This is a genomic window from Streptomyces sp. MNU89 (assembly GCF_020982505.1).
Taxonomy (GTDB): Bacteria; Actinomycetota; Actinomycetes; order Streptomycetales; family Streptomycetaceae; genus Streptomyces; species Streptomyces xinghaiensis.
Genome location: NZ_JAJKLL010000001.1, coordinates 1 through 14,742, shown reverse-complemented (window position 1 = coordinate 14,742; position 14,742 = coordinate 1). Strand labels below are relative to the sequence as shown.

The window sequence follows — 14,742 nt, the reverse complement described above, 5'->3', positions numbered from 1 at the left end:
CACCCCCTGGTTCGGACTGCCGGGCGGCATGGGTACTTGTTCGCCGGCGCAAGGGGGCGCCGTGCGCGATGGGGAGGCGTTCGTGTCGGTCTCCGTCGGCCCGATGGCGGCGGCGCTGTCAGTGGCGCGTGGTAGATCTGTTCATTGGGTTAACTTGTCCCGTTTTCCCGCTAGTTGATCAAGATCGAGTGAAGAGGTACGACATGGTGGAGACGGAACTTCCCGGGCAGGGGGTGGTGTTCTGGCCGGTGGGCACGGGGGACTCCACCACGATCGTGGTCGGCGACAACCTGGTCATGCAGGTGGACCTGCGGGACATGAAGGCCGCCGACGAGGACGATGCGGTGGTCGCCGCCGTCATCGACCGCCTGGAGGAGACCCTCCCGCGACCCGACGGCACGACGCCCTACCTGGCGGTCTTCGCCCTGACCCACGCCGACTCGGACCACTGCTGCGGCTTCGGCGACCTTCTGGAGAGCTCCATCCTGATCGGGGAGATCTGGGCGACGCCCCGGCTGTGGCGCGAACTGTCCGAGGACAAGCCGATGTGCGAGGACGCACAGCGCTTCCAGGACGAGGTCGAGCGACGTGTGGACGCCACCCTCAAGGCCGTCAAGGACGGCAAGGAGCCGGCCAGCGGAGACCGGGTGCGCATCATCGGCTACGACGAGGACCGCGAACTGCACTCCTACGCCGAACTGCCCGACGAGTACTTCACCTTCCCCGGCGACGTGATCACCAAGATCGACGGCCAGGACGTCGAGGACCGGTTCGAGGCGTTCGTCCACGCACCGTTCAAGGACCACTGCGCCGGCGACCGCAACGACACGTCCTTGGCCCTGCAGGTACAGATGAAGGCCAGTGACGGCACAGTCGGCCGACTGCTGTTCCTGGGCGACCTCGCCTACCCCATCATCAAGATGATCTTCGAGAACAGTGAGGCCGCAGGCAACTCGGACCGGGTGGAATGGGACGTGCTGCTCTCCCCGCACCACTGCTCGAAGAAGGCCATGTACGCCGAGGGCGAGGACGGCAAGGAGGAGCTCAAGCAGGACCTTCTCGACCTGCTCCAGGCGCATGCCAGTCCGGACGCCCGGGTGATCGCCAGCTCGTTGCCCTTCCGCGAGAAGGACGAGAAGGGCAACAACCCGCCGCACCTGCTGGCCCGGGACGCCTACGCGTCGATCACCGACTACGAGGTGCTGTGCACGGGGGAGTACCCCTCCAAGGAGGAACCCCGTCCGGTGGTCTTCGCCCTGGAGCCGGGCCTGGGCCTCGAACTGGTGGACGTCGCCGATCTGGAGAACAAGGTCCGGATGCTGGAGGCCGCGGGCGGGGGACGCCAGCTGCTGGCCGCACTGGGTGTCTCCCGCTACCCGGCCGCAGCCTTCGCTGCCGGTGCCGGCCTGCCGCACCCGCGGGGTACGGAGGCCGCGCGCGCCGGTGTGCAGCAGGCCAGGGGCGACAAGGCCGAGCCCGCGGTACAGATCGGATTCGGTGCCGCGTGAAGGACAGCACCACCCTGGAACTCACCGAGGGCCAGCAGATCGCCCTCGACCAGCTGCACCGGATCGTCCAGGCATCTCGAGGATCGGTGGCGGCCACCCACGTGGCCGCCACAGCCGACGGGTACGTCGAGGCCCGCGTCAGCGTCGGCTGCGCCAACCTGCCGCCCACCCAGGACGGCCTGCGGCTGCGCAGCGTCGAGGCGGTCACCCTGCGGATCCCTCCCAACTTCCCCTTCATCGCCCCCAGCGTGCAAACCCGGCACACCCGCTTCGCTGGCGCCCCGCACGTCAACTGGGGCCGCCACCTGTGCCTGTACCGCTCGACGGCGACCGAGTGGGATCCGGCCGACGGCATGTACGGGTTCATCACCCGCCTCCTGGACTGGTTCGAGGCGGCCGCCGCGGGACAACTGGACCGGCCTGGCGAACCCCTGCACCCCCCGAACGCCCTGACCGACCACACCGCGGGACTCCTCGTGATCCGCCACGACGCGCCCGTCGCACGACCGGACGGGCCGTGGCTGGGCGCCGCCGTACTGCACCAGGTCAACGACATCAGATGCGACGTCGTGGGCTGGCTCGCCGTCGAGGACCCCTGGCCCGACAGCCTGGAACAGTTGCGGGAGAGCGCCGCGCTGCCGGCCAGCGCCCGCGCCTTCCTCGCCCCCGTCGTCGTCACCACGAAGCACCTGACGTTCGAGTACCCGCTCACCGCGCGCGAGCTGGTGGAGTCCCTGGCCCGCGACCACGTCACGCCGCGCCTGCTGCTGGGGCTGACGGGATTCGTCGCAGGCCACAACCGCACCCTGCTGTGCCCCGACGCCGACGCCACCGCGTCGACCGGGCACGACGAGGACACCCCAGCCGCGCCGGTGCACCTGCTGCTGGGCACCCCCTCGCGGGGTATCGCCGGCGACGGGCCGCGCCGGACGCACCTGGTGGCCTGGCACCTGCCCGACTTCGCCGATCAGGTCGGGCGCCTGGCCGCCGACACTGCCTTCAGCGGGCATGCGTACCTGGCCGAACTCGGCGACGAGGTCGTCCGGTTCGGCACCGACTGGCTCGACCGCCAGAGCACCCGGTGGATGCGCGTCTACGAAGCCCGGCCCGAGGTCACGGTCCGACGCGACCACGCCAGCCCCGCGGCCCGGCTGCGCGGCAAACGCATCCTCGTCCTGGGCGCGGGCGCCCTGGGAGCACCCGTCGCCGACATGTGCGCCCGCGCCGGAGCCGCGCACCTCACCGTCGCCGACTACGGACTCGTCCACCCCGGAATCCTGGCCCGCCAGCCCTATACGGACGCCGACATCGGCTTTTCCAAGGCGAGGGTCCTGGCCGACCGCCTCAACCGGATCGACCCCCACGCCACCCGCGTCGAAGCCCTCGTCGGCAACGTCACCACCCGGCTGTCCGCCCTCGACCTGCACACCTTCGACCTGATCTGGGACTGCACCGCCAACCGCATCGTCCGCGCCCACCTCGAACGCGCCCGCCGCACCGACACCGCCCCCTGGCCCCACCTGGCCACACTGATGATCGGCCACCACGCCACCCGCGGCATCGCCGCCATCTCACCCCGCGGTGCCACCGGCGGTGGCACGGACGTCCTGCGGCGCACCGCGCTGGCCGCGCACGCCGATGCCACGCACGCATTCGACGACCTGATCGACGACTTCTTCCCCACCACACCCCCGACCGAGCTCTTCCAGCCCGAACCCGGCTGCTCGGACGCCACCTTCACCGGATCGGCCACCGACGTCACCGCACTGGCCGGACAACTGGCGACCGGCGTCCTCCACGCCCTGGCCGAACCCGCCGACCGGCACACCATGGCCGTCCTCATCGTCCGCATGCCCACCGGTCCCACCAGCACCCAGCCGTCCGGGCCGCGCTGGCTGACCTGGCCCAACGACACCCTCGCCACGGACGAGGCCACCGGTTACGACGTGCGCATCACCCCCGCCGCACTGGCCGAGATGCGCGCGGAAGCCCGCCGCGGCGCCCGAGTGCGGGGCCCGCGCGTGGAAACCGGCGGCACCCTGCTCGGCGCCGTTGACGACGCCACCGGTGTGATCTTCATCGACGAGGCCACCGGCCCGCCCCCCGACTCCCTGCTGACCGAGGCCTACTTCCAGCACGGCCTGGACGGCGTCAGCGGCCACCTCACCGCCCGCCGGAAGGCTACCGGCAACATCAGCCGCTTCCTGGGCATGTGGCACACCCACCCGCACACCGCTGCCCAGCCCAGCGCCACCGACCGCGCCGCCATGACCAGCCTCACCCTCCCGCTGGACGACGCCCCCGCCCGCGCCCTCGTCCTCATCGCCGGAGGACCACCCCCGTCTGGTACCAGTGGCTCGCCACCGGGGACAGCCCCGACCCTACGCCCACCTCGCCGCCCGCACCGCCTCGGTCACGGCCGAGCCGCCCCCGCCGCAACCACCCGCTCACCTCGGCCCCGTGCAGTGGTGGCCTGGTGGCTACTCCACCCGCTCCCACAGTCCCGTCCCCGTCCCACGCAAGGGCTCCCGCTCATGACCCGCACCATCGGCCTCGCCCTGTCCGGCGGCGGCTCCCGCGCCGCCGCCTTCCACCTCGGCTGCCTGCGCGCCCTGCACGACCGCGATCTCCTCGACTACATCCGCGTAGTCTCCGGCATCTCCGGCGGCTCCCTCCTTGCCGCCCTGTGGGCCTACGGCCCGAAAGAGTTCACCGACTTCGACGCCCGCACCACCGACCTGCTGCGCTCCGGCCTGCAACTGGACATCGCACGCCAGGCATTCAAGCCCTCCGCGGCCGCCCGCAACCTCACCGCGGCCGCCCGTGCAGGCACCCGCCAGCTGTTCACCCGCACCACCCAGGTCACCGTCGCCCGCCCCGCCAACCGTACCGACGCCCTGGCCGCCGTCCTCGCCCACAAGGCGTTCGGCACCACCACCCTGGCCGACGTCACCCACCCCGGTCTCGACGTCGTTCTGACCGCCACCGACCTGGTCACCACCAACGCGGTTCGCTTCGGCAGCGCCCGCAGCGGCTGCTCCCGCTACGGCACCATCACCGAGCCCGTCCACGTCGCCACCGCCGTGGCCGCCTCCGCCGCCTACCCCGCGCTCCTGCCGGCCCTGGAAAGCACCTTCACTTTCCAGCACCGCGACGGACACCACCAGCAGCACACCGTGCTGCTCACCGACGGCGGGGTCTACGACAACCTCGGCCTGTCTGTCCTCGAACCGGGACGCTCACCGCACCACACCCAGCACGTCTACGACGTGCCCTTCATCATCTCCTGCGATGCTGGCCTGGGGGAACTCGCACTGAAGGCACCGCACTTCATGCTCGGGCGCCTCAGCCGCTCCTTCGCCACCGTCCACCGCAAGGCCCAGGACTCCGCCCGCGCCCGCCTGCACGAGTGGGCCGCGAGTGGACGCATCGACGGTTTCGCCCTTGCCTATCTCGGAATGAAGGACGACCGCCTGCCCGCGCCGCCAGCCGACCTCGTTCCGCGCAGCACGGTCGCCTCCTACCCGACCAACTTCGCCGCCATGGCCCGCAGGGACTTCGAGGCCATCACCACCCGCGGCGAACAGCTCATGCGCACCGTCCTGCCGATGTATCTGCGGTCTGTGCACCGCTGAGGCAGCAGCGAAGCGGTAGGGGATGCCCTTCTCGTGCAGATTGCGGTCGGTTGCCGGCCACGGCACCCCCATAGCCTGAGCTGCGCACGCCCCGGCCGCACCCCCGCTCTTCGCCGGTCGTGTCCCGCCGACGGCTTCATACCTTGGGCATGCGGCTCTGCTGGAGAGAGCCCGAACGGGCCGCAAGCCGGTTGTGCCACTCCGCGAGCACAAGCTGTCGTCCGCGGCGGTGCCCGCCGCGGCAGGACGGCTGTGGCACAGGACAGCTGCTTCGGTGTGGACACGCCCACCTGGCCGCCCTGCTGGTTTGCTCACGATCTCGATGAAGGAGTCCTCATGACCTCTCCCACCACAGCGTCGGATGTTCCTGACGGAGCGTTTTCGCCGTTGGGGCAGCGGTTGCGCATGGTGCTGGGTGCCGAGCGTGTTGTCGGTGACCTGCGGCGATACTTCGGTCTCGGTCTGCCGCCCGGCACGGTGCCGTTCACCGGGAGTAGGTTCGAGCATCTGGCCGGTGGGGGTGACCGGCCGGAGGTCGCTGACCGGATCACGGCGGAGGACCTGATCGCGGTGCAGACATTGTCGGTGACCGTTCCGGCACCTGTTGCGCTGGACATCCTGGAGGGCCGCCTCGGTGTGCGGCTGTCCGGTCTGCTGCAGGCCATTCCCAGGGACATCGACATGGCTGATGCCGAAGCGGTTGTCGTGGCCGACGGCTCGCCGGCGGACCAGGCCTGGCAGTTGCTCGAAGATCAGCCCGATGTCGGGTGGGTGATCGCGGGGAAGATCCTGGCGCGTAAGCGTCCGCGGTTGCTCCCGGTCTACGACCGCGTCGTCCGCTGCGCCGTCGGCCGGCCGTCGTCCTTCTGGCTCGCCCTCCACACCGCGCTGCGCGAGGACGACGCTGCGTTGCACCGCCAGCTGCTGGAGCTGAGGCAGGCCGCAGGGCTGCCCGAAACGGTGAGTGCGTTGCGGGTGTGCGATGTGGCGGTGTGGATGAACCACCGTGCTCTGGGCCACCCCTGCCCCTGAGGATGCCAACCCCCAGCGCGGCCCGAGGGGGCGTTCTGGCGTGTGAGGGTGACGGACTTTACCAACCGTTGCTGGGGTGTGTGGGACGTTCGGGTGGAGTGGTCCGCGGGTGTGGGGAGGGTGTGGACTCGGGGCCGGGGTGCCGCCACCGGGTGGTTTCCGGTTCGGAGGGTGGTGCTGGGTGGGTGGTCGGCTTGTGGTGGGCCAGTTACGGGTGCAGGAGATCGTCCGTGCCGGCGGGCGGGTCTGTTACACGGTCGTGGACGCGGACTGCTCGGTGGTGGGGGAGGCGGACGGGTTCCTGCGCACCTGCGCCGCGGGTACGGACCGGACGTATGCGTATGTGCTGGTGGATCATCTGCGGTGGCTGCGGTTTGCAGGCCTGGACACAGGGTCGGTGTCGCTTGAGGACCTGCGGCACTACATGGCGGCTCTCGGGGCGGACTATCCGGGGCCGTTCGGGTTGCCGTGGCGACAGAACAAACGCCCGTACGGGCACAGCGCGCTGAAGACCGCGGCAGCCTGCTTGAAGGGCTTCTACCTCCACCTGGGCACCCACGGCGTGAACCCGTCACTGGCAGAGGCGCTGCGTGTGACACGGCTGCCGACGCGGGCGGACAGGCGGAGGGCGATGCTCGGGCACGTCCTGCACAGCATGCCTGCCAACCCGCTCGCGCCGGCCGAACAAGTGCGCAGGCATCCGAAGATGCTGCCCGAAGGCGCCCGGGAGGTGTTGCTGGGGGCGGCCTCCTGCGCGCGGGACCGGATGGTGGTCACGTGGCTGGCCGACGGCGGATTCCGGATCGGTGAGCTGTGCGGGCTGCGCCTGGTCGACCTGCACCTGCGCGAGCAGGCCGCGTGCGGTCAGTGCCGGGGGCCGCATGTGCACATCTGCCACCGCGAGGACAACGCCAACCGGGCCCGGGTCAAAACCAAGACGCCCTGGACCGGGCAGGACAGCACCGTGTGCGGCGGGACGGTGCGCCGGGCAAGCCCGGCGATGATCCACACCTACTTCGAGTACATCACCACCCAGTACCCCGCCCAGTCCGTTCACGGCATGCTCCTGGTCAGCCTGCACGGCCCCTCCCGAGGCCAACCGTGGACCACCGCAGCCGCCCGCGGCATGCTGCGCCGGGCCGCGGCCCGTGCTCAGATCGGCCGGGTGGTGCCGCACGCCTTCCGGCACAGCTTCGCCACCGCGGTGCTGGACGCCGCACGCGGCAACGCGGTGATCGCACGGGAGGCCGGCGGCTGGGCCTCGGCCGCGACCGTCGAGCAGGTCTACGGCCACGTGGACGTCCACGACCCGGTCTTCGCCGCGGCACTGGAGCAGGTGTGGGGGACACAGCCGTGATCCCGCTGACGCTGCTGCCCGGCCGCACCGACACCACCCGCATCGGTCGTGACCGGCTCGAACTGCTCACAGCCCTCATCGAGGCCCCCGCATTCGACCCGCTCTTCCGCGACACGCTGATCTTCATCCCGCCTCAGCACCCGGTCTACGCCTGGCAGTGCGCCGTTGACGGCTGCCTGCGCATCCGCCGGGTCAGCCACAACCTGTGCAACACGCACAACCTGGAGTGGGAGCAGGCCGAGCGAACGGGGCAGACCAAGCGCGCCTTCATGGACGCGGCCACCGCTCTGCCCGCCGCGCGGGGAGTGGACTACGGCCGGTGCCTGATCTGCCCCGACCGCCCGGCGATCAGCCCCACCACCCGGCTGTGCCAGCAGCACCAGACCAGGTGGCAGTACGGCGAGGCAGCCGGCATGGACCAAGACCAGTTCGAGCACTGGACCCGCACCCAGCACCCGCTTCCCGGCTACGGCCTGTGCACGGCACGGTGCCCGTTCCTGGCCTGCACCTCGCTGGGGCTGTGCCTCCAGCACCTGAACCGGTATAAAATAGACAACCGCCCGGGAGGAGCCCGGTCGCAAAACTCACGCGGCCCCCTCAAAGACGGCCGACCGCTCCCAGTGACCTACGGCGACGAGAAGGCATTCCGCGCATGGTGCGCCACTGCGGAGCCGGTCACGCAGCCAGGACTGGTCAACCTCCACTGCCTGCCCCCGCTGGTGCGGGCCGAGATCCAGTGGGGCCTGCACGCCCATGCCCAGTCCGCGCAGCACTCCGAGTGGACCACCAACGGCATCAGGAACCTCGTCAGATACTGCTGGCAAGGCAGCATCACGTCCCTGATGGACCTGCACGATGAGGGCTACGCAGGCCTGATGCGCAAGCAGATGGATTCCGAGGTCCGCAAGATCATCTGGGAAGTCGTCAACGGTCTGCGCTGCGTCTACTACAGCCCCTCAGACACCAAGGACGCCGGCTTCTTGGAGACAGATCACTTCGGACGGCGCTTCAAGAACGCCCAGAGCCATTTCGACATCACCGCCGTTTCCCAGCGGTGGCTGCGCGACCTGCTCTGGGACCATCTCGCCGAGTTGCTCCGGTCCCCGCAGTGCCCCCGCACCCGAGGCCCCTTCGACCAGATGCGCCGCGCCGCCGTCGAACTGGGCGTCTTCCTCCAAGCCGACGCCCCCGCCGCCGGCCACGACCCCACCGCGCTGCGCCGAGAGCACGCCGAGCGGTTCGTCGCCGACCAGCGCCACCGCGCCCGCCACGGCCTGCCGTCCTTAGGGATGGTCCTGGTTGACGGACGATCCCCCACCGTCACCGATCTGAGCTGCCAGTTCGTCTTCAACCAGGCCCGCAAGCTGCTCTACAGCGCCATCACCGCCGGCCACGCCGAACGCCTCGGCATCGACACCGGCTTCCTGACCGCCATCCCCTTCGGCGGCACCGGCATCAAACAGCGCTCCCGCAACCCCTTCAGCGACGACGTCGCCCGCGCCCTGACCGACGAGACCAACCTGCGCCGCCTGGAGGAACTCGACCTCAACGACCGAGGCCTGCGGGACATCTGGGAGACCATCGTCGCCACCGGGCGCCGATGCAGCGAGGTCGTCGGACTGCGCCTGGACTGCATCGGCCGCTACCGCGGCCTGGCAATGCTGTGGCACGACCAGACCAAGGTCGGCAACTACAACGAGGGCATCCGCATCCCCGAGCCCGTCTACCAGTGCCTCGATGCCCGCCGCACCAAGACACTCCACCGCTTCGAAAAGCGCTACGGCCGCACCCCAACAGCCGCTGAACGCCCCGGCTTGGCCCTGTTCCCCTCCCGCGTCCGCAACCCCAACGGCCGACAGCCGATCTCCTACGGACACTTCAACCAGCGCTTCAAGACCTGGATCGCCGACCTCGACCTCGGCGGCGCCTACGTCGCCCACCAGGCCCGCCACACTCTGGCCACCAACCTGCTGCGCGCCGGCGCCACGCTCACCCACATCCGCCGCTACCTCGGCCAGCTCTCCGAGCGCATGGCCGAGCACTACGTGAAGATCACCAACAGCGACCTCGAAGACGTCCTGAACACCGTCTGGGTAGCTGGGCCCGGCGCACCCCACCCAGGCGAACTCCTCTCCGGCGACACCATCCCCATCGACCGCGAGACAGCTCTCGCCCTGGCCCTGGACCTCTCCCGCCGCAGCACCCCCGCCGACGGGGGATTCTGCACCTACCAACCCGTCGTCGACGGCGGAGCCTGCCCCTGGAAGCTTGACTGCGAGAACTGCGACAACTTCGTCCTCTCCGGCGCAGACCTCCTCTACTGGCGACGCAAAGCCGAACAGTGGCGCTCCATCGCCGAGAACGCCCCCGACGACGCCACCGCCGACTACCTCCACACCGTCTTCGAACCCACCGCCAAAGCCATCAAAGGACTCGAACAGGCCCTGGCCGCCCTCGGCATCCTCGACGAAGCCCTCACTCTCGACCTGCGGCGCCCCCAGGACTACTTCCACCGCACCTGGAGCACCGCCTTCCGCGCCCGGGACCTCGCAGCACTGCAGGCCCCCGACGACACCACAGGACAGCCATGAGCCCCCGCACCGACGCGGCCGTCCAAGCCCGCCGCCAAGCCACCCAGGAGATGCTCGAACGCCTCCAGACCGCCCTGACGGCCGCAGCACGCGACCACACGCCTGTCACCGTCGCAGCCCTCGCCCGTACCGCCCGCGTCTCACGCACCTTCCTCTATCAAAACCAGCAGGCCAGAGCCCTGATCGAACAGGCCAACCGCGTAAGCAGACCCCATCCCGGAGTCTCCAGCAGCGGCAGCCGCGCACAGCCCGCCTGGAAGGAACGTGCACTCAACGCCGAAGACGCACTCACCCAAGCCCAGCGCGAAATCCGCACCCAGCGCACCCGCATCGCAGAACTCCTCGGCAAGATCCGCGACCTCGAACACGATCTCCCCGAAGGCTCACTTCAGCGCATCGTCACCGAGAACACCACGCTGAAGCAGCGCGTACGACAACTCACCCAGGACAACCAGCAGATTCAAGAACGACTGACCAGCGCCCGCCAGAACAACCGCTTCATGGACAAACGCATCGCCGACCTCGAAGCCCAACTCGCCCCGTACCTCACCACACCGCCCCCGCGCCCCTGACCCAGCCTCGGATCATTGCCGAACGGGACGGATCTTGCCGACGACCGTCAGATCCAGTCGATGCCCAGCTTCCGCAGTGCGTCGAGCTGGTCCTGGGTGAGCTTGTCCCGCCTCGATTTGGTGTTGGAGACCCACACACCCAGCTTCACGGCCACCGGCTCCGCCTCGCCGTCGACCGCAATCTCTTCGCTGTGGCCGCGAGGAACCGACCGCTGGCCCTCCCTCTCGACCCACTGCGCGAGGGCCGCAAGTCCGCGCTGGAACGCCTGCTGCGCCTTGCTCGGACCCTTCGCCGAGCGCTTCGCCGTCGGAGCCGGAGCCTCAACAGGCTTCAAGCCCAGCTTGGTCAGCCGCTCCTGCTGCTCGCTCGACAGCTGCGCCCAGGCGGTCGGCTGGGTCTGCCGCTGGAGCCACCGTCCGATGTCGTCGCCGTCCATGAGTACGCCGGGTGCGATGTCAGGCAGGACACCGCCGGGTTCGTCCTCGGTGAGGTGGGCGAGGATGCGGTAGTGGCGTTGCCAGTCCAGTGGCCAGGGGCAGTTCCAGTCCGGGTCGATCGCGGTCAGCTGGTTGGCGCGCTCTGCCGCCCGCTCCGGGTTCTTCCCGAGGCCGCCTTTCCGGCGGAGGTTGGCCATGTGCTGCCCGATGGGCACTAGGCCCTCGGCTTCGCTCTCGCCCCATAGTGCGTCCTGGCGGGGTGCGAGGTGGCCGGTGGCCCGCCGGTATGAGCGCAGCGCGGCGAGCTTGGTCTCCCAGGCTTCTTCGCCGGGCTCCCAGACCATCCCGGCCTCGGGGGCGTCCAGCAGGGTCTTGCGCCGTTCCTCCAGTTCCCCTGCCCGTAGCGCCTTCCGCTGCTGGTGGACCCAGCGCCCAAGCGGAAACGCCTTCGTGACCCCGACCTCGACCTCAACGTCATACGGGACGGCGTAGAGGCCGGTGATCTCGTTCTCCGCCCTCCAGCGGATGAGGGCTTGGTAGCCCTCGAGCCACACCAGGGATTCGGGCCGGTACACCCGCGTGCGCAGGAACGCCGCGATCGTCGCCGAGTCCCGAGGAGAGGAGAAGTGCAGCAGTGCCGACTCGACCGCACCACCGGTGTCGTCCTGCTCCTGGTCCTCGCCCACCTCGCCGCCGGCCCCGACGATCCGCCCGTCTTCGTCGCGCCGGAGGTGCACCTTGCGCTGCCCGTGGGTGAGGGCACGGGAGGCGAGCTGTTCGACGAGTCGTTCATCGTGGGAGCGCAGGCCCTGCAAAACAGCTACAAGAGGGCGAAAACTGGCGCTGGCGACCATGTCGGTGGGGTCCTCGCCGGGCTCCAGGAAGACCGGCACGATGATCCTGGCGACCTTGGTGGAGCCGTCGCGGTTCAGCCTCAGCGCGCGGCCGATGTTCTGAACGATCTCCACCTGGGAACCGCGGGTGTCGGCGAAGCAGATCGCCTCCACTCCGCGCTCGCCCGTGATGTCGACGCCTTCCCCGAGCACGCGAACGCTGGCGAGGAACGCCCGGTGCACGCGCCGGTTGTTGGCGTCGACGCCGTTGGCGAACTGCCGCAACACCTCGCGTCGTTCGGCCACCAGGTGGTCGCCGCACAGCCACGCCGACCACACGCGGTCCGGGGGTACGTGGCGGCCGGCCTCCAGCTCGTAGAACTCCGCGTCGATGGACGATTTCGGCAGCCGGTCCGCGGCCGCCAGGTCGTCGTCGGAGGCGTCGTTGACGTACAGCTCGGCTGCCGTCTTTGGCATCTTCTCCGCGAACGTCGCGGCCTCCTCCACCTTCTGGTGGAAGGTCATGATGGTGCGCAGGTTGTACGCCGCGGCGTGTTCCAGGAGTGCGGTCTGCAGCAGGGCGAGGCGCCGGCCTCGCTGCGCCTCCTCTGACTCCCCGAGGATGGGGGAGGGGTCGCGGATCTCCAGGACATCGATCTCGAATCCGGCGAGGATGCCCCGCTCGATCGCCTCCGAGAGCCCGAGCTCGGCCAGCCACGGCCCGTAGGTTTCCGAGTCCTGGCCCATGGTCGCGATCTCCACCTCCTGGCCGTCCGCGCCCTTCTGCGGCCGGGGCGCGGCGAGGATGCGTGGGGTGGCGGTGAGGTAGAGCCGGAAGTCGGCGGGGATGCGGGCGTTGTCGTGGATCGCCGCCCATGGCTTGCCAAGATCGCCTGCGGTTGAGTGGGCTTCGTCGATGATGGCGAGCGAAAAACCGTCCATGCGCTGTCCGTACAGGCGCTCTCCGCCCGCCAGGGCGGCCTCCAGCGGCCCGCGAACGCGTCCCTGGCCCATCGGGTGCTCGAAGTCCTCGCGGTCCACGAGGGAGGCGTACGTGGCGAACACGATGACGGGCCCGTGGGCGGCCCACAGGGCGAGTTGGATCGGGTTGGTGGTGGTGCGAACCCCCAGCTCGTTCAGTACCGGGTCGTTCTCCAGTGAGCACACCGCGACCATGCGGGAGCGGTGGCCCACCGCGCGCCATGCCTGGGCGGTCTGCACGAGCAGGTCCAGGGTCGGCACGGTCACGAGGATCCGGCCGTCCGGGAAGCACTCCAGCGCACTGGCAGCGGCCATGATTGTTTTGCCAGACCCGGTCGCTGACACGATCGTGCCACGGGCACCCTGAGGGGGCGCAGATGACCTTGCAGAGAATCCGACCCACTTACGGAAACTCGACTTTTGGTCGATCTGGTGTTTCCTGAGCGGAATCCTGCTCATCGCCCATACTCCTCTCCCGTGTCGTACAGCCAGCTGTCCTGAAGCCTTTCCAACGCGGTTTCCTCCTGGCCCTTCTGCGTCCAGACCCCTTCGAGCCAGAGCGGGCTGTTGTCGATCCTCTCGCACAGCACGAAGCAGCCGGGCAGGTCGACCAGCACGAGCTCGCCCGCCAACATGCCGCCGGGTCCGTAGCGGTGCCACAGCAGCTTCAGCCGCGCCTGGTGCTCGTGCAGGTACGCGTCGAGTGCCTGCGGGTAGCGCTCCGGCTCCGCCAGGTGCACGGTCCGCAGGGCGATGTCCACGAGTTCCCGTGACGAATCCCTGTCCCACTGCTCGGAGTTGGTGCCGGTCACGGCCGAGTAGTGCTGCCCGCAGACGTCCAGGACACACTCGACACGTTCCGCCGACGCCTCGTCCCCCTCTGCGGCACGGGCCGAAGGCCGGCCCCCGCCCACGCCGTGGTGGTCCAGATAGGCCAGGAGGAACAGGGCAAGGGCCCGGCCGGGGTCGCTGCCGTGCTGAATCCCGGGCTCTTCGCTGGTCCAGCCGAAGGTGGCCCGGTGGGGCCCGGGGTGTACGCCGCTGGTGTGTGGGTCGGGGAAGGTGACGGCGCGGGTGAAGAAGTCGTCCAGGCGGCTGAGGAGTTCCGCATCAGGGTTGTCCGGCTCACAGCCTCGCACGGCGGCGGTGGCGTTCTCCACGATGGTGGTCAGATACCGCCGCCGAGCATCCTCCTGCTGCCGGAGCTCACTGGACCAGCTCTCCTCGACCACCTCCACCACGCGGTACATGCCCTGGTCCCCGTACAACCCGTGCGACTTCTCCAGCGCCTTGCGGGCCTTGGTGACTGCTTCCTCGAGCGACCACCCGTAGGCGTAGTTCGTCACCACCGACGCGCCCGGGTGCTCCGGATCGGTGCGCTGCGCCACGATCCGATAGCGGATCAGCTCCGGGTCCGTCCCTGAAGTAACTTCACGATGGATTTCCTTCCGCGCTTCAAAGCGCTTTTCGAAGCCCGACGGATTCAAAGAGTCCTCGCTTCTCGCGCCCCGCCCGGGCGGTTGGTCGGGTGTCCCGTGTTTTCGCCAACGGTACATGCTGCATCAATTTGATGCACGCGCTACACTGGAACCCACACGAACGAGCGCCCCCCCTCCCTCGTAGCCAGCCCGGCCCGCGCCAGCGGGCCCCAAGGTTCTGGAGGCGCAGCCGGAAGGACCGTCAGGCGGGGGAGCGCAGCGGACCCGCCCAGGAGTGCGAAACACTCCCCAACTTCCGTACCGGGAAGCCCGCTAGCCGGACTTCCCGCCCTCCATCGGTCCGGCCGCGCATCGCC

The 14,742-nt window shown here is 69.6% G+C and carries 8 protein-coding genes; 6 read left to right on the top strand and 2 right to left on the bottom strand.

Annotation, left to right across the window (positions count from 1 at the left end):
- The first annotated feature begins 188 nt into the window (after positions 1–188).
- The 6 genes from E4N63_RS00040 to E4N63_RS00015 all read left to right on the top strand — a co-directional run bounded on the left by E4N63_RS00040 (position 189) and on the right by E4N63_RS00015 (position 10,695).
- The gene (locus E4N63_RS00040; protein ID WP_230239579.1) at positions 189–1,508 is read left to right on the top strand and encodes a hypothetical protein; all 1,320 of its coding nucleotides are present in this window, start codon (positions 189–191) and stop codon (positions 1,506–1,508) included.
- Positions 1,505–5,143, top strand: coding sequence for a ThiF family adenylyltransferase (locus E4N63_RS00035; protein WP_230239578.1), 3,639 nt, complete (start codon positions 1,505–1,507; stop codon positions 5,141–5,143). The genes E4N63_RS00040 and E4N63_RS00035 overlap by 4 nt, the downstream gene beginning before the upstream one ends.
- Before the next feature lie 336 nt (positions 5,144–5,479).
- Positions 5,480–6,175 (top strand): DUF6308 family protein, encoded by a 696-nt coding sequence (locus E4N63_RS00030; protein ID WP_230239576.1) that lies wholly within the window; start codon positions 5,480–5,482, stop codon positions 6,173–6,175.
- Between the two features lie 181 nt (positions 6,176–6,356).
- A complete protein-coding gene (locus E4N63_RS00025) occupies positions 6,357–7,532 on the top strand; it encodes a tyrosine-type recombinase/integrase (protein WP_230239574.1) in 1,176 nt (391 codons plus the stop codon).
- Positions 7,514–10,123, top strand: a complete 2,610-nt coding sequence (locus E4N63_RS00020; RefSeq protein ID WP_230239571.1) for a site-specific integrase — start codon at positions 7,514–7,516, stop codon at positions 10,121–10,123. The genes E4N63_RS00025 and E4N63_RS00020 overlap by 19 nt, the downstream gene beginning before the upstream one ends.
- On the top strand, positions 10,120–10,695 hold the full coding sequence (locus E4N63_RS00015) for a DUF6262 family protein (protein WP_230239569.1): 576 nt from the start codon (positions 10,120–10,122) through the stop codon (positions 10,693–10,695). The genes E4N63_RS00020 and E4N63_RS00015 overlap by 4 nt, the downstream gene beginning before the upstream one ends.
- A 47-nt stretch (positions 10,696–10,742) precedes the next feature.
- On the opposite strand, the gene E4N63_RS00010 is transcribed toward E4N63_RS00015, so the two are convergent.
- Both E4N63_RS00010 and E4N63_RS00005 read right to left on the bottom strand, forming a co-directional pair.
- Entirely contained in the window at positions 10,743–13,406 is a 2,664-nt protein-coding gene (locus E4N63_RS00010; protein WP_230239567.1) for a DEAD/DEAH box helicase, read from the bottom strand.
- Positions 13,403–14,335 (bottom strand): hypothetical protein, encoded by a 933-nt coding sequence (locus E4N63_RS00005; RefSeq protein WP_230239564.1) that lies wholly within the window; start codon positions 14,333–14,335, stop codon positions 13,403–13,405. Before E4N63_RS00005 ends, E4N63_RS00010 begins: the two co-directional genes overlap by 4 nt.
- Positions 14,336–14,742 lie beyond the last annotated feature (407 nt).